Genomic DNA, 20569 nt, shown 5'->3' on the forward strand with positions numbered 1-20569 from the left:
ACGCAAGATCGCCCTATCGTGTCCGCATCCGGCGGCGCCGGCGAACTCGCCGACCCCGTGATCCGCTTCGACGCAGTGACCAAGCGTTATGGCGGGGTCGTGGCGGTCGACGCGGTGACTTGCGATATTGCCGGCGGCAGTTTCACCGCGCTGGTCGGCGCTTCGGGATCCGGTAAGTCGACCCTTCTCAAGACGATCAATACGCTCGAGACACCCGGCGAGGGCCGCGTCCTGCTGCATGGGCAGGACGTCGCCGCGATGGCACCGGCGCGGCTGCGGCGCCGGGTCGGCTACGTCTTTCAGGGGATAGGCCTGTTCCCGCATTTCACCGTCGCGGAGAATATCGCCATCGGACCGCGGCTCGCGGGCGAAGCCCTGCCGCGCGAGCGCATCGAGGAATTGCTGCGCCTGGTCGAGCTCGAACCCGAAATGGCGAGCCGCATGCCCGATGCGCTGTCGGGTGGGCAGCGCCAGCGGGTCGGCGTGGCGCGCGCGCTTGCCGGCGATCCCGAACTGCTCATCATGGACGAGCCGTTCGGCGCGCTCGATCCGATCACCCGCGATGCGCTCGGCGAAAAGGTGCGCGAGCTTCACGATACGCTCGGCCTCACCACCATCATGGTGACCCACGATATGGCCGAAGCGCTGCTCTTGGCCGACCGTGTACTGGTGATGGAGGCGGGACGGCTGGTCGCCGACGAGCATCCGCGCGCCCTGCTCGGCGGAGCGGGCGGTGAAACGGCCCAGGGCCTGGTCGCCGTACCGCGCGAACAGGCGGAGCGGCTCGCCCATATGGAGCGCGATAGCGGCAGCGATTGGGCGGGCGCGGTTTGAACGAGATCGCGACCATATTGCTAGGGCTCGGCGACAAATTCGCCGCGCATGTGCTGTTGGCTGCGGCGGCGATCGGGCTGGGCATCTGCGTCGCGCTGCCGCTGGCGATCTGGGCCAGCCGCTCGCCCCCGGTCGCGCGCACGGCGCTGGGTTTCGCCAGCTTGGTCCAGACCATCCCCGCGCTCGCCCTTCTGGCGCTGTTCTTCCCGATCCTCCTCTCTTTGCGGGAGGTATTCGGCGAAAACCTGCCGACGCTGGGCTTCCTCCCCGCGCTGCTCGCGCTCGCGCTCTACGCGTTGTTGCCCATCTTGAGGAACGCCGTCACCGCGCTGGCCAATCTCGACCGCCAAGTGCTCGAGGCGGCGGACGGGGTGGGCATGACCGGCTGGCAGAAACTGCGCCTGGTCGAAGCGCCGCTTTCCGCGCCCTTCATCATGGCGGGCATCCGCACCGCCAGCGTGTGGACCATCGGCGCGGCCACGCTTTCGACCACGATTGGCCAGCCGAGCCTGGGCGATCCGATCTTCGCCGGCCTGCAGACGCAGAACTGGGCGCTGGTCCTCGCCGGCTGTCTTGCCAGCGCCGGGCTGGCGCTGGTGGCCGACGCGCTGCTTGGCCTTATCGAACGCGGCTTTGCCCAGCGGCGGCGCTGGCAATGGGGCGCGGGCGCGCTGGCGGTGGCGCTGGGCGTCATGGCGGCGCTTTTCGCGCAGTGGGACGAGGGCGACGAGGACCGCATCGTCATCGCCTCCAAGCAATTCTCCGAAAGCTATATCCTCGCCCAGCTGATCGGCAGCCGCCTCGAAGAGGCGGGGTTCGAGGTCGAATATCGCGACGGGCTCGGTTCGGCGGTGGTCCACAGCGCGGTCGCCTCCTCAAGCATCGACATCTCGGTCGATTATACCGGCACGGTCTGGACCAACGAGATGAAGCGCACCGACAATCCCGGGCGCGAGGCGATGTATGACGAGATCGTCGAATGGGAGCGCGCGAATACCGGCATCCGCATCCTCGGGCGGCTGGGTTTCGAGAACGCCTATGCCTTCGCCATGCGCGAGGATCGCGCGCGCGAACTCGGCGTGGAGACGTTGGAGAACCTGGCCCGGGTCGCGGGGCGGCTGACCGTCGGCGGCGATCCGGAATTCTTCGAACGGCCCGAATGGGTGGCGGTGCGCGATGCCTACGGGCTCGATTTCGACGCGCAGCGCAATTTCTCGCCCACCTTCATGTACAACGCGTTGCAATCGGGCGAGGCCGACGTCATCAGCGCCTACACCTCCGACGGGCGGATCGCGGCGGACCGGCTGGCGGTGCTCGAAGACCCGCGCGAAGCACTGCCGAGCTACGATGCGATGATCATGCTGAGCCCGCGCATCGCCGACAACGAAGAGGTAATCGCCGCGCTCGAGCCGCTGGTCGGCGCGATCCCGGTGGACACCATGCGCGAGGCGAACTTCGCCGTCGACCGCGAAGGCGGGGGGAAGCTGTCGCCCAAGGAGGCGGCCGAGGAGTTGGCGCAGCAAATCGGCCTGTAGTCGAAACGGTCGCGCAGCGACCGCAAGGGCGACCGGCCGCCCGCAGGTGCCCCATAGTGGAGCGTAGGGAATAGCGCCGAGGACGCAGCCGCGGATGCGACTGCGAAACGCAAACTACCTCACCCGCCGCCACACCTGCGCCTGGCAGAACGGGCCGATGCAGCCCTTGACCTCGATCGTGTTCGCGCCCGTGCGGCGGATGACGGAGCGGTAGCTCTTGCCGCTTTTGGGATCGTAGATCCGCCCGCACCACAGATCCTCTTCCTCGCGAAAGCTGCTGAGCACGGGGAGGCCTAGCAGGCGACGTTTGCGCAAGGCAGGTTCGGGGTTGTTGACGTCGCGCTGATCGGCGCCATCGGGCGGAGGCACCAGGAAGCGCGCGATCCGCCCGCACCAGCTGCTGCCACAGCGGCCGATCTCGACCACCGCGTCGCGCTCTTCGGTGACCCAGCGCCCCGCGATCGGTTCGGCGGCGTTTGCCGAAGTTCCACCGGCGACGAGCGTCGCCAGGAGCAGCAGGATCGTCATGATGCGATGTCTCAGCATTGCTCGAACCTCTCCCTCTTACTGCTCGAAGCCGACGCCGAACGGCCAGCGCCGCCCGCAAATGCCGAGCACCTTGAACAATAGCCCCATCTGCCCGTCATCGACCAGCCGGTCATATTGCCGTTTGAGCTTGGCGGTTTCGCCCGGATTCTTGCGTTGCAGCGCTTCCAGCCGCACGTCGATCCCCATCGCGCGCAGCCAGTCGCCCTGCATGGTCAGGCCCATGACGTCCGCCCCGTTCGCCTCGGCAACCGATTTCAGCAGTTCGAAATCGACATGGGCGGTGAGGTCGGCCTGTCCCGGATGGGCGAAGGGATCGACCTTTTCATGCGCGCGCAGCGCCTGCAGCGTCGAGCCGGCACGCAGCTCCAATGCACCGTAATCGAAGATAAGCGCTGCGCCGCCCTGTTCCTTCAATCGCTCGGCGATCGCGCCCATCAGCGCGGTGGCCGCGGGGCTGGTCTCGATCATCGTGCCCTGCGAGGCGCTGCGCCAGCTTTTCGGAACGATCGCATCCATCGGCTCGCTGCCTGCAACGAAGGCGAAGTCCGCATCCTCGCGCACGGAGCCATCGGGCGCCTCGGCCAGACCCACCATCCGCTCGTGCCAGCCATCCGCGGCGCGCACCAGCTGGTGGATCGGCAGCGCATCGAAAAACTCGTTGGCGACGATCAGCAGGGGCGCATCCTCGGGCAGCGTCGAGATGTCGTCGTGATGATGGACGTCGGGAAATGCCTCGCGCTGGAGCTTGCGCAGCGCGGGCGAGACTTCGACGAAATGCACCTGCGGATCGAAATCGTAGCGGGCCGCGGTGCGCAGCGCGTCCTTCGACAGCGTGCCGCGGCCCGGTCCGAGCTCGACGAAGTGGATATGCTTGCGCGCGCCCATCCGGACCCAGAGATCGGCGAACCACAGACCGACCAGCTCGCCGAACATCTGGCTGACCTCGGGCGCAGTGATGAAATCGCCCTCCTCGCCCAGCGGATCGCGGCTGGTGTAATAGCGCGCATTGCTCTCGGCCATATAGTGCGCGAGGCTGATCGGACCGGTTTCCTTGATCAGGCGGCGGAAGGTTTGCCCGAGATTTTTCGCCTTCTCGGCGGCCTCGGCTTGGCGCTCGGCTTCCGCCTTCTCGCGCGCCTTGGCCTCGGCCTTGGCTTTCTTGCGCGCATCGGCCTCGGCTTTTTTTCTCGCTGCCGCTTCTTCCCGGGTCTTGCGCTCGGCCTCCTCTTTCGCCTTTCTCTCCGCCTCTTCCTTCGCCTTGCGCTCAGCCTCTTTCTTGGCTTCGCGTTCTGCCTCTTCTTTCGCCTTCCGCGCGGCTTCCTCTTTCGCTTTGCGCTCCGCTTCTTCTTTTGCCTTGCGCTCGGCTTCTTCTCTGGCCTGTCGTTCGGCTTCCTGCTTCGCTTTTAGCGCCGCTTCTTCCTTGGCCTTTTGCTCAGCTTCCTCCCTGGCTTTCCGCTCCGCTTCCTCCTTGGCTTTGCGTTCTGCCTCTTCTTTTGCCTTCCGCTCCGCCTCTTCTCTGGCTTTACGCTCAGCCTCTTCTTTCGCTCTTCGCTTAGCCTCTTCCTTGGCTTTGCGCTCCGCTTCCTCTTTGGCTTTCCGCTCCGCCTCTTCCTTTACCTTGCGCTCGGCTTCTTCCGCGGCCTTGCGCTTCGCCTCTTCCTTCGCCTTACGTTCGGCTTCCTCCTTGGCTCTCCGCGCCGCCTCCTCCTTAGCTTTCCGTTCCGCCTCCTCTTTCGCCTTGCGCTTCGCCTCTTCCTTTGCCTTGCGCGCGGCCTCTTCCTCCGCCTTGCGCGCAGCTTCCGCCTCGCGCTCTGCTTCTTCAGCTGCGAGGCGCGCGGCGTCCTCTTTCGCCTGCCGCTCCGCGCGCTCCTGCGCAGCGCGGCCGGCGGAGGTTCGCGACGTGGTGGCGGGAAGGACTTCGGTTTGCGAGCCGTCTGGTTCGATCAGGCGCAGCGGTACCGCGCGCGCGGTGACGAGGGTAAGCGCGCCTAGGCCGGCCGGGCCGTGCGCATCCCCGCGCCCGTGCCCACCGGCTTCCTCGTCACGGCGTAGAGCGTGACAATCAACCCGGCGAGGATCAGCGGAATGGTCAGCCATTGGCCCATCGATAGCCCGGTCTGTGCTGCAAAGTCAGCCAATTGTGCATCGGGCTCGCGAAAAAATTCGTTGACGAAGCGGGCCAGCCCGATCCCGATCGTGAAGATACCGACCAGCAAGCCGGGGCGATAACGCGCGCTCGTCTTCCAGAACAGCAGCAGCAGGACGACGAGCAACACCAGCCCCTCAAGCCCCGCCTGGTAGAGCTGGCTGGGATGGCGCGCGACGTCGCCCGCGCGCGGATCGGGAAAGATCATCGCCCAGGGGACGCTCGCCGGGTCCGCCACCCGGCCCCACAATTCGCCGTTGTTGAAATTCGCTAGCCGGCCGAGCAGCATGCCCATCGGGACGCTCGGCGCGACGTAGTCGCATATCCTGAGGAAGGAGAGGTCACCGCGCTTCGCGACCCAGCCGATCGCCGCGAGCACGCCCAGCAGCCCGCCGTGAAAGCTCATCCCGCCTTCCCACAGCTTGAGCACGTCCAATGGATTATCCCAGAGTTCGGGCTGATAGAAGATCGCGTAGCCCAGCCGCCCGCCGATGATGACGCCCAGCGTGCAGTAGAAGAACAGATCGTCGACATGGCGCTGCGCCATCGGGGCGCCTGGCGTCTTCACTGCCCTGGACGTGTGCCAATAGGCGAAGATCACCCCAATCAGATAGGCCAGCGAGTAGAAACGCAGCTGGAACCCGCCGATCTCGAACAGATAGGGCCGCATGCCGAGATCGGACCAGTAGATCGGTTCAGCGGCAGCCGCGATGATGGCAGCGAACGGGGCGGCAATCGATGTGCTGGCGCCTGCAGCAAGTAGTGACAGCACGTGGCGGACCTCTTAATGGTGTCGAGAGCGACCGCGAGGAAAAGCGGGCGCGTCGCGGGCGGCTTGTGGCACAGCGCGCGGGCCGGGGAAAGGGTGTCGCCGCAGCTGCGCGATAGGCGCTGCGGATTGCCGCCGATGCCGCGCCGGCGCCGCCATGCTGCCCGCGGATGAAACAGAACAGCGTCCCCACGAAGGGCCGCACGATGGAGAGAAATTGCACGATGCCGACACAGTTGGACAACGCCCTCGAAGCGATCATGGGCGAACTCACGAAAGAGGGTCAGCCCTTCCACACGACCGGCATCGATCGCGACGAGGTCACCATGCCCGCCTTCACCGCCGCGCCGCCGACGCTGGCGCACTATTTCGCGCATTTCTGCAATGAACACAAAGACGTCGAATTCATCGTCGATGGTGAGATCCGCCTGACCTTCGGACAGACCTACCAGGCGGCGGTCTGCGTGGCGGAAAGTCTCGTCGAGGATCACGGCGTTCAGAAGGGGGACCGCATCGGGCTCGCCGCGCGCAATTCGGCGAACTGGATGATCGCCTATATGGGGGTCGCCATGGCAGGGGGCTGCGTCACTCTGCTGAACGGCTTCTGGACCGGGGAGGAACTCGCCTACGGGATCCGCCTTGCCGAATGTTCGATCGTGCTCGCCGATGGCGACCGTGCCGCGCGGCTCGAAGGTACCGACCATTCGGCGAAGATCGTGACCATCGAACACACCGCGCCGCCACAAGGCCTCGCGGCGGTGTGGAAGGCGCCTGCCGGTTTCGAACAATCCGCCGCGATGCGCATGCTGGGCACGCTGGGACCGGACGATCTGGCGACCATTCTCTACACGTCGGGGTCCACCGGCCAATCCAAGGGCGCCTATTCGGACCATCGCGGCGTCGTGTCGGGCGTCATGAGCTATGTCGCGCAGAGCGCCATGGCCAAGCTGCTGATGGAGAGCCGGGGCGAGGACATGGACGGACAGCCGAGCGCGCTCGTCGCCGTGCCGCTGTTCCACGTGACCGGCGAGGTGCCGCTTTTCCTCCAGTCCTTCGCGATCGCGCGCAAGCTGGTGCTGATGCCCAAATGGGATGCGCTGAAGGCGATCCAGCTGATGGCCGAGGAAAAGGTGACCTATTTCGTCGGCGTGCCGCTGATGAGCTACGAAATGGCGACCCATCCCGACCGCGACCAATACGACCTATCCGCCTGCAAGAGCTTTGCCGCGGGCGGCGCGCCGCGACCGGTCGAACATGTCACCAAGATCAAGGAAGCCTTCCCCGGCGGCTTCCCGCTATTGGGCTACGGCCTGACCGAGACCAATGCGGTCGGCTGCGGCAATTTCAACGAGAACTATCTGGCCAAACCCGGATCGACCGGGCGCGCCTCGCAGCCCATCGTCGACCTCGCGATCCTCGACGATGACGGCAACAAGCTCGAACAGGGCAAGGTCGGCGAGGTCTGCATCCGCACTGTCGCCAATTTCCTTGGCTATTGGAACAACGAGGAGGCGACCCAGGCCGCCTTCACCAAGGACCGATATTTCCGCACGGGCGATCTCGGCTATCTCGACGAGGACGGCTACCTCTACATCGTCGATCGCAAGAAGGACATCATCATTCGCGGCGGCGAGAATATCAGCTGCATCGAGGTCGAGGACGCGATCTATGCGCATGACGACATCGCGGAATGCTCGGTGTTCGGCCTGCCCGACGATCGCATGGGCGAAGTGCCCGCAGCAGTGATCCTGCCGAAGGACGGGCGCGACGACGTGACGCGGCAGGCGGTGCGCGCCTTCCTGCTCGAACATATCGCCCCCTTCAAGGTGCCGCTCGAAGAGCATATCTTCATCGTCGATGAAACGCTTCCCCGCCTCGGCACGCAAAAGGTCGACAAGAAGACTTTGCGCGAACAGTACGCAAAGGCGCTCGCCGCTGCCTGACGTTCGTTCGATTGGCTTGCAAAGGGCGTGAGCGAGCCGGCCCTCACCCCGGCCCGCCGCCGCATTCCGCGCCAGCGCGCGATTATCGATCGCCGCGCGCTGATGGGTAAGATCGATGCGCTCGCGCGCGAGGAGGGCGAGGCCGCGCGCCCCGCCATTCTGGAAGCATTGCGCGATGCGCTGGACGACGGGCGGCGCGAGCTCGAAGCCCGGCTTGCGGACAAACCTTCGGCAGGACACGAGATCGCCGGCGGTTATGCCTTCCTGACCGACCAGCTGGTGCGCGCGATCCACGATTACGTCACCACGCATGTCTTCCCCCTCGCCAACCGCACCATCGCCGAGCGGCTCGCGATCCTTGCGGTCGGAGGCTATGGGCGCGCGGAAATGGCGCCGCATTCCGATGTCGACATCGCTTTCATCACGCCGATGCGCCGCTCGCCCTGGTGCGAACAGGTGATCGAGGCGATGCTGTATCTGTTCTGGGACTTGGGGCTGAAGGTCGGCCATTCCAGCCGCACCATCGCCGAGACCATCCGCATGGCGACGAACGATCTCACGATCCGCACCGCCCTGCTCGAAGCGCGGCTGGTCTGGGGCAGCGAGGGGGTCTACGAAGAATGCCGGCGCCGCTTCTGGGGCGAAGTCGCCAATGGCAATGCCGACAGTTTCCTGCGCGAAAAGCTCGAAGAACGCAGCCAGCGGCACAAGCGCATGGGCGACAGCCGCTATGTCGTCGAGCCAAACGTCAAGGACGGCAAGGGCGGTCTGCGCGATCTCCAGACGCTCTATTGGATCGGCAAATATATGCACCGCGTCGACAGCGCCTCGCAGCTGGTCGATGTCGGGCTGTTCACTCGCAGCGAATATCGCAGCTTTCGCCGTGCCGAGGGGTTCTTGCTCGCCGTACGTTGCCACATGCACGCGCTCACCGGGCGCGCGGAAGATCGGCTGACCTTCGATCTCCAGCGACAGGTCGCCGAGCGCATGAATTTCGCCGAAAGGCCGGGCAAGAGCGCGGTCGAGCGCTTCATGCAATATTACTTCATGCAGGCGAAACGCGTCGGTAGCCTGACCGGCATTTTCCTTTCCCACCTTGATGCGGAGATGGCGAAAAAACGGGCGCGGCGCGGCTTGCCGGGCGTTCGGAGCGCCAGGTCACGCAAGGTCGAGGGCTTCGTGGTCGAAGGCGGCTGGATCAGCGCACCCGGCGACGACTGGTTCCGGGAGGATCCGGTGCGGCTCATCCAGCTGTTCCAGCTTGCCGAGGCTGAAGGGCTCGAGGTCCATCCCGAGACCATGCGCCAGGCCAATCGCGACGCCAAATCGATCGATCGCAGTGTGCGCAAGGACGCGCACGCCAATGCGATCTTCCTCGATCTGCTCGCTGGCGAACGCGATCCGGAAAGCGCGCTGCGATGGATGAACGAGGCGGGCGTGTTCGGCCGCTTCGTCCCCGATTTCGGCCGCGTCAATGCGCAGATGCAGTTCGACATGTATCACCACTATACGGTCGACGAGCACACGATCCGCGCGATCGGTCTGCTCAGCCGAATCGAGCGCGGCCTGCTCGAAGGGGATCATCCGCGCGCCACGGAGCAGATCGGCAAGGTCTCCTCGCGCCGCGCGCTCTATGTCGCGGTTTTGCTGCACGATATCGCCAAGGGGCGGGGCGGCGACCACTCGGTGCTCGGCGCGCAGGTGGCGCAGCGGCTGTGTCCGCGCTTCGGCCTGTCGGACAAGGAAACCGAACTCGTCGCCTGGCTGGTCCTCCAGCATCTGCTGATGAGCTCGACCGCGCAAAAACGCGACCTCACCGATCCCAAGACGATCGAGGATTTCGTTGCCGAGGTGAAGACGCTCGACCGGCTGCGCAATCTCGCGATCCTGACCGTGGTCGATATTCGCGCGGTCGGCCCGGGCACCTGGAACAGCTGGAAGGGCCAGCTCATCGGCGAGCTGTACGACGCGGCGCAGGAACGGCTGCGGCTCGGCCACAAGCGGCTCGGCCGCGAGCACAAAATCGCTGCGCGCAAGGAGGCGGTGCGCGAGGAATTGGGCGAGCATGCGCAGCTGATGGACGAGGTCGGCAATCTTCTGGCCGACGCCTACTGGATCGCCGAGCCCGAAGACATCATCGCCAAGAACCTCGCGCAATATGCCGAGGCGCGCCGGATCGACGATCACCTCTCGATCCATTGCGAGGTCGATGCCGAGCGCGGCGCGACGCTGGTCAGCGTGATCGCCGCCGACCATCCGGGCCTCTTCTACAGGATCGCGGGCGGCATTCACCTGGCCGGGGCGAACATCATCGATGCCCGCATCCATACGACGCTGAACGGTTATGCGATCGACAACTTCCTGATCCAGGACGGCAATGGCGGACCGTTCTGCGAAGCGGCGCAGATCGAGCGGCTTAGGCAGAGCATTCGCGACGCGCTGCTCGCCCGTATCGAGCTGGTTCCGCGGCTGGCCGCCCGCCCGCTCCCGCATTCGCGCGCCAAGGCCTTCACCGTCGCGCCGCGGGTCAATTTCGACAACGACGCCTCGAACCATTTCACCGTCATCGAAGTCACCGCGCGCGATCGCTCCGCGCTGCTCAATCGCCTCGCCCATGCGCTCTACCGCGCCAATCTGATCGTCCAGTCCGCGCATATCACCCATTACGGCGAGAGCGCGGCGGACACGTTCTACGTCACCGATCTGACCGGCAGCAAGGTGACTGCGCCCGAACGGCTGGCCGACATCGAGGCCGCCCTGCTCGACGCGGCCAGCGACCGCCGCCAGCTCGAATTGGAACGCTCGTGACTTCGCGCTATCGCTCGCTCAGAAGGAGCAGCGCGATCGTCTTCGCATCGTAGCCGACGAAGCCCCATTCGGTCGCGCTGCCACCGATCGGGTTCCACAGCCCGTCATAGCGATTGGCGAGGAGGGTGCGCGCGGGCGGTTCGAAAAGGCTCAGGAAATCGTGCGCGCAGGCGGTAGCGGCGTCATGCGCGAGCCAGGGCTTTGCGGGGTTTGCAAGCGTGCCGGTCAGCGCCTTGACGATTTCGCCCTCGCCCGAACGCGGCTCTCCTGGCGAGGCTTCGGCGTCGAGCAGCTCCCAGTTGAACCCGATCGCGACAAAGCCCCGGGAAGTGACGAAATCATCGGCAATCCGGTGCGGCACGCCCAACTCCATCCGCCGCGGGCCATGTTCGAAACGCACCGCCGCCCCCGTTTCCAGACACGCGGTCCAATTCGCGGCGAAGTCCGGCGGGTTCATCCGCGTGCCCCGAACAGGGCCGTCCCCACCCTGACATGCGTCGCTCCGAGTTGGACCGCCGTTTCATAATCACCGCTCATCCCCATCGAGAGCCCCTCGACCCCATTGTCGCGTGCAAGTTTGGCGAGCAGGGCGAAGAACGGCGCGGGTTCGATCTCCGCGGGCGGCAGGCACATCAGCCCGGCAACCGGAATATCGGCATCGCGCACCTTGGCGAGAAACTGCGGCACCTCGGAGATCGGACAGCCGCCCTTCTGCGCCTCGTCGCCGATATCAACCTGCACGAAGCAAGGCACGCGCCGGTCCGCCTTGTCCATCGCCTTGGCCAGCGCCTTCAAAAGGCTCAGCCGGTCGAGCGAATGAATGACGTCGAACAGCGCGATCGCATCCGCCGCCTTGTTCGATTGCAATTGGCCGATGCCGTGCAATTGCGCGTCGGGATAGCGTTCTTTCAGGGCAGGCCATTTGTCTTGCGCCTCCTGCACCCGGTTTTCGCCGAAGGCCCAGTGCCCCGCTTCGAGCAGCGGTTCGATCCGATCCGCAGGATGGGTCTTGCTGACCGCGATCAGCGTGACGTCCTCGGGATTGCGGCGGGCGGGCTTGCAGATACGCGCGATATTGGCGCGGACATCCTCGAGCTTGGTGGCTGCATTTTCCATGCCCGCACGGCTATAGCGCGCCGGTGTGCAATTCAACGCCGCTCCCGCGCCTCTGGCTGCTCTCCGACGAGCGCAACAATGCGCGGCTCGAGCAAGCGCTGGCCGCCCTCCCGCGCGGCAGCGGGTTTGTCTACCGGCATTATCACCTCGCCGAGGCCGCGCGGTACGGACGTTTTCAAGAGCTGCGCCGTGTGGCGAGGGCGATGGGGCACGCGATTGTCCTTTCAGATAGTGCCCTGACCGCGCGGGAATGGGGGGCGGACGGCATTTACGGTCCGCCGCGCGCGCTTTGGCCGCGGCGCCGCGGGCTGCTTCGCCTGGCAACCGCGCACGACATGCGCGAAATCGGGCTGGCGAACCGGCTGGGGGCGGACGGTGTGCTGCTGTCGCCGGTGTTTGCCACGCGCTCGCATCCGGGCGGCGGGGTGCTCGGACCGGCGCGCTTTCGCCGGTTGGCGCGATATACGCAGGCGCCGGTGATTGCGCTCGGCGGGATGGACCGGGACCGCGCGCGCGCGCTCGGCTGGCTGCGATGGGCGGCCATCGATGGGTTGAGTTAACCCCCGTCAAGGGGTGGCGGGGAGTTCGACAGCCCGCCGCACTGCGCTTGACCCCGAAGCTCCGAGGATTCATGATGTGTTCCGCATTTGAGGAGCCCCGATGGCCACCCGCGCAATGAGTTCCCGCAAAGCCCCGCAAGCCGACTGGCGCATCGCCTTTCGGCGCAGTGTGCGTCGTGTGGCGCAGATGGCGGGCGCGGGCGTGCTTGCATTTGCCATGGTGTTCCTGGCGCTCGCGCTGGCGAGTTACACGCAGACCGATCCCAGCCCCTCGACCGCCGCCGCCCCCGATCGCATCGCCAACTGGATGGGCAGCTGGGGCGCGTGGGCATCGGACCGGGTGCTGTTCGCCTTCGGCCTGCCCGGCCTGTTGCTGCTGCCGCTGCTCTATGTCGCGGCCCGCCGGCTCGGGCACGCCGCTTCGGGCGAGGACGAGATGGAAGGCGAGGAACCGACGCGCTGGTGGCTGCCAACCGGCATGCTGCTCGCCGCGATGGTGCTGCTCGGTACTTTCCTGACCCTCGCATTCGGCACCAGCACGGGCACCCTGCCGGCGCAATGGGGCGGGGTCTCGGGTCTGCTGGGCGGCAGCGCAGTGGAAGCGGTCGCGGCGCGGTTCGGCGAGGATCTGCGCGGCTGGGTGATACTTGGCGGCGCGTTGGCAAGCCTTGCCGGAGCGACGGCGCTCCTCACCCGCATCTTCGCAATCGATTGGCGCGCGGCGATGAGCCTGCCCCGCGCGCTCGGCAGCGGCGGCGGGGTGCTTGCGCGCCTGCCCTTACTGCGTCGCAGCGCCAAAGGCGAAACCTTCGCCGACGAAGAGCTAGCCGCCGCGCCCGCCCGCGCCCGTCGCAGCAAGGCTCCTGCGCTCGCCGACGAGCCCGCGGCCCCACCGCGCCGCGCGCCCGAGATCAGCGACCCGTCCGCCCCGCCCAAACGCGCCAATCCGGCCAGCAAGACCAGTCAGCGCGACATGTTCGCGACCTACGAACTGCCGAGCCTCGATCTGCTCGCCGATCCCCCCACCGACGCCGCGCCCAAGCTCGACAAGCTCGCGCTCGAACGCAATGCACGGCTGCTCGAAAACGTCCTGGACGATTTCAACGTCAAGGGCGAGATCACCGCCGTGCGCACCGGGCCGGTGGTGACGATGTATGAGCTCGAACCCGCCCCCGGCATCAAGGCAAGCCGCGTCGTTGGGCTAGCAGAGGACATCGCGCGTAATATGAGCGCGATCAGTGCGCGCGTATCGCCAATTCCGGGAAAGACCGTGATGGGCATAGAACTCCCCAATGCGGACCGGCAGATGGTGATGCTGCGCGAACTGGCCGGTTCGGCGAGTTTCGCTGAGCACAAGGGCAATCTGCCCATCATCCTCGGCAAGGACATTGCAGGCGAGCCGATCATCGCCGACCTTGCCGCCATGCCTCACCTGCTCGTCGCGGGCACCACCGGCTCGGGCAAGTCGGTGGGGCTGAACTGCATTCTTCTAAGCCTGCTCTACCACTTCACGCCTGCCGAATGCCGATTGATCCTGATCGATCCCAAGGTGCTCGAGCTGAAGAGCTACGACGACATTCCGCACCTGCTCAGTCCCGTGGTGACCGAGCCGCACAAGTCGGTGCGCGCGCTCAAATGGGCGGTCGAGGAGATGGAAAAGCGCTATCGGATGATGTCGAGCATCAATTCGCGCAACATCAACTCGTTCAACGAAAAGGTCCGCGCCGCGATTGCCAAGGGCAAACCGCTCGGCCGCCGGGTCCAGACTGGGTTCGACCCCGATACGGGCGAGCAGCTCTACGAGGAAGAACAGCTCGATTACGAACCGCTGCCGCAAATCGTACTGATCGTCGACGAGCTCGCCGATTTGATGGTGACCGTGGGCAAGGAGATCGAGGTCCTGATCCAACGCCTGTCGCAGAAATCGCGCGCCGCCGGCATCCACCTCATCATGGCGACGCAGCGCCCCTCGGTCGACGTTATCACCGGTGTCATCAAGGCGAACCTGCCGACCCGAATCAGCTTCAAGGTGACGAGCCGCATCGACAGCCGCACGATCCTTGGCGAGCAGGGCGCTGAACAGCTGCTGGGCAAAGGCGACATGCTGTACAAGCCCAACACCGGCGCGACCGTCCGTGTCCACGGGCCTTTCGTCAGCGACGACGAGGTCGAGGCGGTGGCGGACTTCTGGCGAGCGCAGGGCGCGCCCGAATATGTCGACGCCGTCACCGAAGAACCCGAAGACGGCGGCGGACTTTCCTTCGAGGACGAACTCACCGCTTCGGACAGCCCCGAAGAGCGCAAATATCGCCAGGCCTGCCAGATCGTGGTCGAGAACCAGAAGGCTTCGGGCTCATGGCTTCAGCGCCAGATGGGTGTGGGCTACAACACCGCGGCCAAGTGGATCGAGCGGATGGAGAGCGAGGGGCTGGTGGGCCCTGCCAATCATGTCGGGCGCCGCGAGATTTTCCGCGACCAGGACGGCAATCCGATCTAGAGCGGCGCGGCGATGTCCGACGACGCTTATTCCGCCCCCTTGCAAGCTTATGCCGCTTGGGTGGCGGATGCGGGGCGCGATTGGCCGGAGGCGGCGCTCCATATTGCCCGGCGCGCGCTGATCGACACGATCGCGGTGATGGTCCCGGGTGCTGACGACAGCGCGCCGGCCAAGCTGTGGCCGGTCGTCTCGGCTTGGGGCAGCGGACCTTCGCGCGCGGTCGCTCGCAGCGAAACGCTCTCACCGCCGGGGGCTGCGCTCTTCAACGGCACCGCTGCCCATGCGCTCGATTTCGACGACAATTTCGATCCGGCCAAAGCGCACGCCTCCGCCGTGCTCGTGCCCGCATTGCTGGCGCTCGGCGATACACGCGATGCCTCGCTCGGCGATTTGTTCGATGCCTATATCGTGGGGCTGCAGATCATGGGTGTGATCGGACAGGGGGTGAACCCGTTTCATCGCAGCCGCGGCTGGCATGCGACCGCGACCCTCGGCGCGGTGGGCGCGGCGGCGGCATCTGCGCGGCTGCTTGGCCTCGATACGACCCGCTCCGCCCATGCGATCTCGCTGTCCACCAGCCTTGCGGGCGGGTTCATGAGCCAGTTCGGATCGGACGCGAAGCCGCTCCATGCCGGGCTCGCCGCACGCGGCGGGGTCGAAGCTGCCCTGCTGGCCGAAGCCGGCATCACCGCAGGGACGGCCACGCTCGACGGGCCGACCGGGCTGCGCACCCTGATGGTCGGTCAGGATGTAGAAGATCTCGCCACGGCGATGGAAGGCAGCGCCGAACACGGCCAGACCATGCGCCTGCGCACGGAAGATATCGGCACGCCGCTCCACATCACCGAACATGGTCTCAAGGTGAAGCGTTTTCCCAATTGCGGCAGCCTCCACCGCGCGCTGGATGGGCTTCTGGCGCTGATGGAGGAACACCAGCTCGAAACGCGCGACATCGAGCGCGTGCTGGTCCGCGCCCCAGCAGCGCATCTGCGCAATCTGATGCATGAGGACCCGCAGACACCCGCCGAGGCCAAGTTCAGCCTCGAATATAGCCTTGCCGCCGCCCTGCATGATGGAAATGTCGGCCTCGCGGATTACGAACCCAAAGCGCTGCAACGACCCGAAGTGCGCGCTCTGATGGATCGGATCACGAAAGAATATGTCGACGCGCTCGAAAGCGAGTTCGCGACCGAGATCCATCTGACGCTGACCGATGGCCCCGTGTTGCAAACCGCCATCGCCATGCCGGTCGGCAGCAAGGCGCATCCGATGGACGACGCTCAGCTCTGGCGCAAACTCGAGACGTGTCTTGCCGCCGCCCCCACTTTTGCGAATGCCGACGCGCTCATGGAAGAGCTCGCCGCGCTTGATTTGGGCAAGCCCATCCGCCAACTGACTGCGAGAATGACCGCGCCGAAGGACTGAGGCAGGGACGAAGGGGGGAAGCCATGGCGACGCAGAGCGACGGCGACAAGGTCACCGTGCTGGTGCTCGCCGCGAGCCGGGCGGGGCCGCACGATGCGGTGGCGCAGCTGCAGGGCGTCAGCCACAAATGCCTGGTCGAACTGGACGGCGAGATCATGCTGGCGCGGGTCGTGCGCGAAATCGCGCAAAGCCGCCATGCCGGTGATATCTGGGTCTCGATCGAAGACGAGGCGCTGCTGCGCCAAGTGCCCTATCTCGCGCGGCTGATGGAGGAGGGGCGGCTCTATTTCGTGCCCGCAGGCGACAATCTCTTCGCCAGCATCATGGACGCTGCCGATACGATACCGGCGCCCTATCCGCTAGTAGTCTCGACCGGGGACAATGCGCTGCACACCGCGGAGATGTTCGACCATTTCTGTGCCGAGATGCTCGCAAGTGGCGCCGATGCGGCGGTGGCGATGACCCCGGCTTCGACCATTCTCGAAGCCTATCCCGACGGCAAGCGCGCCTTCCACGAATTGAAGGATGGCGGCTGGTCGAGCTGCAATCTGTATGGTGTCGCCAACGCGCAAGCGATCCGCGCCGCGCGCGTGTTCGAGACCGGCGGCCAGTTCGGCAAACAGCCGCGGCGCATCCTTAAGGCATTCGGCCTGCGCTTCATGCTGATGTATCGCTTTTCGCTGGCGACGATCGACCAGCTGGCGCGCTACCTGTCGAAACGGTGGGGCGTGCGTCTAGCGGTGGTGCGTATGCCATTTGCGGATGCGCCGATCGACGTCGACAATCCCGGCGACTTCGTCCGCACCGAGGCGATACTCAAGGCGCGGCGCGGCGAAGACTGATCCGAGGGGCCGATCAGCCGCCCGCTTCGGCCGGCTCGCCGCTCATCGCGGTGCGCTCGGCAGTAAGGTCAGATCGGGTCATCGCAATCCGCTCGTTCACCCGCCGCTCGTTCAGCGCCATGGTTTCCGGAGGCGAGGCGACCATGCCGATCCCGGTCAGCGGTCCGCCCTCGTCCCAGTTCTTCACCCATTCCTGGAGATAACCCTCAAGACCGGGGATGGCGCGCATATGGGCGCGCTTGACATAGACATAGAGCGGCCGCGCGCCCGGATAGGCGAAGCTCGCGATATTTTCATAGGTCGGTTCGACCCCGTTCATCGGGATGCCGTCGACCTTGTCGGCATTCTCGTCGAGATAGGAGAAGCCGAAAATGCCGATCGAGCGCGGATTGCTCTCGATCTTCTGGACGATGAGATTGTCCTGCTCGCCCTGATCGACATAGGCGCCGTCCGAGCGGACTTCGGTGCAGATGCGCTGGTGCTCGTCCTCGTCGCGCTCTTTCAGCGCTTCCATCTCGGGATTGGTGTCGCAGCCCGCTTCGAGCACCAATTCCTTCAGCGCATCGCGCGTACCGCTGGTGCTGGGCGGGCCGTAGACGAGGATCGGTTCGTCGGGCAGCGAAGGATCGACATCGGCCCATGTCCGCGCGGTCTGTTCACGCCCATAGGGGTTGGCGGCAAGCGCTTCGTAAACGATGCGAGGGCTGAGATCGAGCTCGATCCCGCCTTTGGCCGCAGCGAGGGCGATCCCGTCGAGACCCACCTGCAATTCGATGATGTCCTCGACCCCGTTGGCGGCGCATTTCTCGAATTCGGAGAGCTTCATCCGGCGCGAGGCATTCGCCATGTCGGGCGTGTCCGGCCCGATGCCCTGGCAGAACAGCTGGATCCCGCCGCCCGTCCCTGTCGATTCGATCAGGGGCGACTTGTATTCGGGATTGGAGCGGGCAAAGCTTTCTGCGACCTGTTTGGCGAAGGGATAGACGGTCGAGGAACCGACCGCGCGGACCCAGTCGCGAGACTGGCCACCCGAGGCGTCGCACCCGCTCAATGCCATTGCGGCGAGACCGGCAAATCCGGTCAGACGAACCCATTTCATGTGTTTTGAAACCTTCAGCTGAAATTCGTTCGTTATGGTAGACTTCGCGTGTGACACGGGCATGACGACGACCTCCGAGCCGCCGCGATCGACCGGCCGGCAGTATGTGCGCCTTGCCCGTGCTTAAACCGCCCTTAAGGGGTTGGCTTTAGACGCACAAAGATGGTGCCGATGCGCGTAATTCTCCTGCGATTTTACGTGCTTGTTCTCGCCGTGCTCGGAGGGAGTGCCTCGGCCGTAATGGCTCAGGATAATGGTCCTGGCGACTCTGCCGCAGTTTATGCCCCCGCCTGTCAGAAAGTGACCGATAGCGATGCCGAAATCGCCAAAATCGTGCGCGCCTTCGAGGAAAAGCGCGGCTGGAACTGCGGCGATGCGGGCTGGCGCGCCGATCGCATGCTTGCCTGGCTGTGGTTCGATGCCGGTCAGTGGGAGGGCGAGGCATTGCCGCGCTATTTCTACAGCCGGATCGCACGTCACCAATCCATCACCTTCACCGCGCTGGATGAGGACGGCACCGCGCGCACACAGCGCTACGACGAGAGCGATGGCCGAGCGCTCGCCGCCGGGCCGGTCTTTCAGGTGGCACTTCCCGAGGTCACCGCGGAGACGCAGGCAATCCTGGTCCGGGTCGAACGTCCCCATTCGGTCCCGCTGTTGACCGAGGCGCGCCTCACGCCCGTTTCAGGGCAGGCCGAATGGACGCAGCTCGATATCGCGCTGCTCGCGCTGGTGGTCGGCATGCTCATATTGCCGCTGCTCTTCGACATCAGCTTCTTTGTCGTGCTGCGCGAGAAGTTCATCGCGCTCCACGCGCTCATGGTCGCCTCAATGATGGGCTATGTCCTGTTCGCAGGCGGTCTGATTACCGTTGCGATCACCTTGCCCGTGGCGCTGATCGCGGCGGCGGGGGCGCTGTTCTGGGCGATCGGCTGCGGGGTCGGGGCGCTGTTCCTCGCCGCCTTTCTCGAGCCGGGGACGCAAAGCCCCCTCATGCGCCGGGTGACGCTCGTCACCGGCTGGTGGACAATCCTCGTTTGCGGCTTTTTCGCGCTGCAGCTGCATTTCGTCCATCCGTTCGACGATCGCGGCTATTTCATCGCCTTCCTGCCACTGATCGTCGTCGTAACCGTGGCGATCGCCGAGGCGCTCGCACGCGGGAGCCGTTCGGCGCGGTTCCTCGCGGTCGGCTGGACGCCGGTGATACTCGCCTCGATCGAGCGTCTGCTGCGCGGGGTCGGCGTCTATATCGGCCCGTCGAGCCTCGATCAGATGCTGTTCCTCGCGACCGGCATCGAAGTCGTCGTCATCAGCCTCGCCATCGCCCAGCGCTTCCTAGCCGTGCGGCGCGAGCGCGATGATGCAGTGACCGAGGTGCGCATGCTCGAACAGCTTTCGACGCGCGATTCCCTCACCGGCTTGCTCAATCGGCGCGCCATCACCAAGCGTTTTTCCGAGTTGCATGCGCAGGGCTTCGACACTCTCGCGCTGATCGATCTCGACGATTTCAAGGCCGTCAATGATCGCTTCGGCCACCAGGTCGGCGACGAGGCGCTGATCGCCTGTGCCGATGCCATTCGCGGAGGCGAGGAGCGCGATACGATCGGCGTACGGCTGGGAGGCGAGGAATTCGTCGTCTTGCTGCGCGGCCCATCCGCCCATGCCCGGGCCGAAGCCATTCGTCGCGCCGTGCCCGTGCACATTACCGGCGCGGTGCCGGGTCTCGAACAGCCCGTCACGGCGAGCATGGGGCTTGTCGAACTCCCGCGAACGACCAGCATGCCGATGTCCTTCGAAGAGCTGTACGGACGCGCCGACGAACTGCTCTACCAGGCGAAGGCCGCCGGCCGAAACCGCACCTGCTTCGAACGCCTGACCATCTTTACCAGCGCCCCGGCATCGAGGCGCGACGCCGAATTGGCCGCCTGAAAGCACATTTTCCTGGCGACGTTTACGGGGCGTATAGTCCTTGTCTCGTAAGAGTTTTGACGGGCCGGGTCGGGCATGTTTCTCTGGCGTATTGCTTGACCGCGCTTGCGCTTTTCTTGGTTGACCGCGCTTGCGCTTTTCGCAGGCGGTCGGCTGGCGGCCTCAGCGCCGGCACACGCCGCGCAGGCCGACCTGTGCGCGGTCGGACCGACCCAGCAAAGCCTCGCGCAAATGTCCGAGTCGGCGCTACGGCAGCTCACCTGCGAAAAAGCAGCAATCGACCTTGGCGAAGAGCGCAACGTGATGCGCCTCGATGTCCCAGCCGGCGAGGCTCCCTCCTTCCTCATCAGTCGCACGGCACGTTTCGATTCGCTCGAAATCACGGTTCCGACCGACGAGGGGGTCTTCCGCTCGGACGCCGGATTCGGCGAAATCCGAGCCACCTTTTTCGACCGTCAGTTCGCCGTGCCACTGCCGCGATGAGGGCCGGCCCGAAGCGGTGGTGGTGGAAGTCGTC

Annotated in this window: 16 protein-coding genes; 10 read left to right on the forward strand and 6 right to left on the reverse strand. The window is 65.5% G+C overall.

Annotated features, from left to right (window positions below):
* The first annotated feature begins 18 nt into the window (after nt 1-18).
* Nucleotides 19-834 carry an ATP-binding cassette domain-containing protein gene (locus tag V2I30_RS03330; RefSeq protein WP_330660647.1) on the forward strand — a complete coding sequence of 272 codons (816 nt, stop codon included), beginning with the start codon at nt 19-21 and terminating at the stop codon, nt 832-834.
* Nucleotides 831-2369 (forward strand): ABC transporter permease/substrate-binding protein, encoded by a 1539-nt coding sequence (locus tag V2I30_RS03335; protein WP_330660648.1) that lies wholly within the window; start codon nt 831-833, stop codon nt 2367-2369. Before V2I30_RS03330 ends, V2I30_RS03335 begins: the two co-directional genes overlap by 4 nt.
* Nucleotides 2370-2483: 114 nt before the next feature.
* Here the strand turns inward: V2I30_RS03335 and V2I30_RS03340 are convergent, their stop codons facing one another.
* From V2I30_RS03340 to lgt, 3 genes are read right to left on the reverse strand one after another with little or no spacing between them, the layout of a single operon-like run.
* A complete protein-coding gene (locus V2I30_RS03340; RefSeq protein ID WP_330660649.1) occupies nt 2484-2915 on the reverse strand; it encodes a DUF2147 domain-containing protein in 432 nt (143 codons plus the stop codon).
* Nucleotides 2916-2933: 18 nt separating this feature from the next.
* Complete coding sequence (locus tag V2I30_RS03345; RefSeq protein ID WP_330660650.1) at nt 2934-5015, reverse strand: class I SAM-dependent methyltransferase; 2082 nt, start codon at nt 5013-5015, stop codon at nt 2934-2936.
* Entirely contained in the window at nt 4907-5836 is a 930-nt protein-coding gene (gene lgt, locus V2I30_RS03350; protein ID WP_442896895.1) for a prolipoprotein diacylglyceryl transferase, read from the reverse strand. Before lgt ends, V2I30_RS03345 begins: the two co-directional genes overlap by 109 nt.
* 221 nt (nt 5837-6057) lie before the next feature.
* Here lgt and V2I30_RS03355 point away from each other — a divergent pair, with 221 nt between their 5' ends.
* A complete protein-coding gene (locus tag V2I30_RS03355) occupies nt 6058-7776 on the forward strand; it encodes a class I adenylate-forming enzyme family protein (protein WP_330660651.1) in 1719 nt (572 codons plus the stop codon).
* A gap of 27 nt (nt 7777-7803) precedes the next feature.
* The gene (locus tag V2I30_RS03360) at nt 7804-10584 is read left to right on the forward strand and encodes a [protein-PII] uridylyltransferase (RefSeq protein ID WP_330660652.1); all 2781 of its coding nucleotides are present in this window, start codon (nt 7804-7806) and stop codon (nt 10582-10584) included.
* 7 nt (nt 10585-10591) lie between these two features.
* Here V2I30_RS03360 and V2I30_RS03365 read toward each other — a convergent pair whose 3' ends face one another.
* Both V2I30_RS03365 and V2I30_RS03370 read right to left on the reverse strand, forming a co-directional pair.
* Nucleotides 10592-11041, reverse strand: a complete 450-nt coding sequence (locus V2I30_RS03365) for a hypothetical protein (protein ID WP_330660653.1) — start codon at nt 11039-11041, stop codon at nt 10592-10594.
* Entirely contained in the window at nt 11038-11700 is a 663-nt protein-coding gene (locus V2I30_RS03370) for a YggS family pyridoxal phosphate-dependent enzyme (RefSeq protein ID WP_330660654.1), read from the reverse strand. Before V2I30_RS03370 ends, V2I30_RS03365 begins: the two co-directional genes overlap by 4 nt.
* Before the next feature lie 23 nt (nt 11701-11723).
* On the opposite strand from V2I30_RS03370, the gene V2I30_RS03375 reads away from it, so the two are divergent.
* The 4 genes from V2I30_RS03375 to V2I30_RS03390 all read left to right on the forward strand — a co-directional run bounded on the left by V2I30_RS03375 (nt 11724) and on the right by V2I30_RS03390 (nt 17024).
* A complete protein-coding gene (locus V2I30_RS03375) occupies nt 11724-12260 on the forward strand; it encodes a thiamine phosphate synthase (RefSeq protein WP_330660655.1) in 537 nt (178 codons plus the stop codon).
* Nucleotides 12261-12360: 100 nt separating this feature from the next.
* Nucleotides 12361-14757 carry an FtsK/SpoIIIE family DNA translocase gene (locus tag V2I30_RS03380; protein WP_330660656.1) on the forward strand — a complete coding sequence of 799 codons (2397 nt, stop codon included), beginning with the start codon at nt 12361-12363 and terminating at the stop codon, nt 14755-14757.
* A gap of 12 nt (nt 14758-14769) precedes the next feature.
* The gene (locus V2I30_RS03385; protein ID WP_330660657.1) at nt 14770-16182 is read left to right on the forward strand and encodes an MmgE/PrpD family protein; all 1413 of its coding nucleotides are present in this window, start codon (nt 14770-14772) and stop codon (nt 16180-16182) included.
* A 23-nt stretch (nt 16183-16205) separates the two neighbouring features.
* Complete coding sequence (locus V2I30_RS03390; protein WP_330660658.1) at nt 16206-17024, forward strand: NTP transferase domain-containing protein; 819 nt, start codon at nt 16206-16208, stop codon at nt 17022-17024.
* Nucleotides 17025-17037: 13 nt separating this feature from the next.
* Here V2I30_RS03390 and V2I30_RS03395 read toward each other — a convergent pair whose 3' ends face one another.
* Nucleotides 17038-18123 (reverse strand): substrate-binding domain-containing protein, encoded by a 1086-nt coding sequence (locus tag V2I30_RS03395; protein ID WP_330660659.1) that lies wholly within the window; start codon nt 18121-18123, stop codon nt 17038-17040.
* A 240-nt stretch (nt 18124-18363) separates the two neighbouring features.
* On the opposite strand from V2I30_RS03395, the gene V2I30_RS03400 reads away from it, so the two are divergent.
* A complete protein-coding gene (locus V2I30_RS03400; protein ID WP_330660660.1) occupies nt 18364-20052 on the forward strand; it encodes a sensor domain-containing diguanylate cyclase in 1689 nt (562 codons plus the stop codon).
* A gap of 120 nt (nt 20053-20172) precedes the next feature.
* Nucleotides 20173-20535, forward strand: a complete 363-nt coding sequence (locus V2I30_RS03405; RefSeq protein WP_330660661.1) for a hypothetical protein — start codon at nt 20173-20175, stop codon at nt 20533-20535.
* The last annotated feature ends 34 nt before the right edge of the window (nt 20536-20569 follow it).

This window comes from Erythrobacter sp., from assembly GCF_036351135.1.
Taxonomy (GTDB): domain Bacteria; phylum Pseudomonadota; class Alphaproteobacteria; order Sphingomonadales; family Sphingomonadaceae; genus Erythrobacter.

Coding starts and splice junctions, on each gene's coding strand:
- V2I30_RS03395 (WP_330660659.1), bottom strand. CDS start 18,123: ATGAAATGGGTTCGTCTGACCGGATTTGCCGGTCTCGCCGCAATGGCA.
- V2I30_RS03340 (WP_330660649.1), bottom strand. CDS start 2,915: ATGCTGAGACATCGCATCATGACGATCCTGCTGCTCCTGGCGACGCTC.
- V2I30_RS03365 (WP_330660653.1), bottom strand. CDS start 11,041: ATGAACCCGCCGGACTTCGCCGCGAATTGGACCGCGTGTCTGGAAACG.
- V2I30_RS03400 (WP_330660660.1), top strand. CDS start 18,364: ATGGCTCAGGATAATGGTCCTGGCGACTCTGCCGCAGTTTATGCCCCC.
- V2I30_RS03380 (WP_330660656.1), top strand. CDS start 12,361: ATGGCCACCCGCGCAATGAGTTCCCGCAAAGCCCCGCAAGCCGACTGG.
- V2I30_RS03370 (WP_330660654.1), bottom strand. CDS start 11,700: ATGGAAAATGCAGCCACCAAGCTCGAGGATGTCCGCGCCAATATCGCG.
- V2I30_RS03390 (WP_330660658.1), top strand. CDS start 16,206: ATGGCGACGCAGAGCGACGGCGACAAGGTCACCGTGCTGGTGCTCGCC.
- V2I30_RS03345 (WP_330660650.1), bottom strand. CDS start 5,015: ATGGCTGACCATTCCGCTGATCCTCGCCGGGTTGATTGTCACGCTCTA.
- V2I30_RS03355 (WP_330660651.1), top strand. CDS start 6,058: ATGCCGACACAGTTGGACAACGCCCTCGAAGCGATCATGGGCGAACTC.
- V2I30_RS03385 (WP_330660657.1), top strand. CDS start 14,770: ATGTCCGACGACGCTTATTCCGCCCCCTTGCAAGCTTATGCCGCTTGG.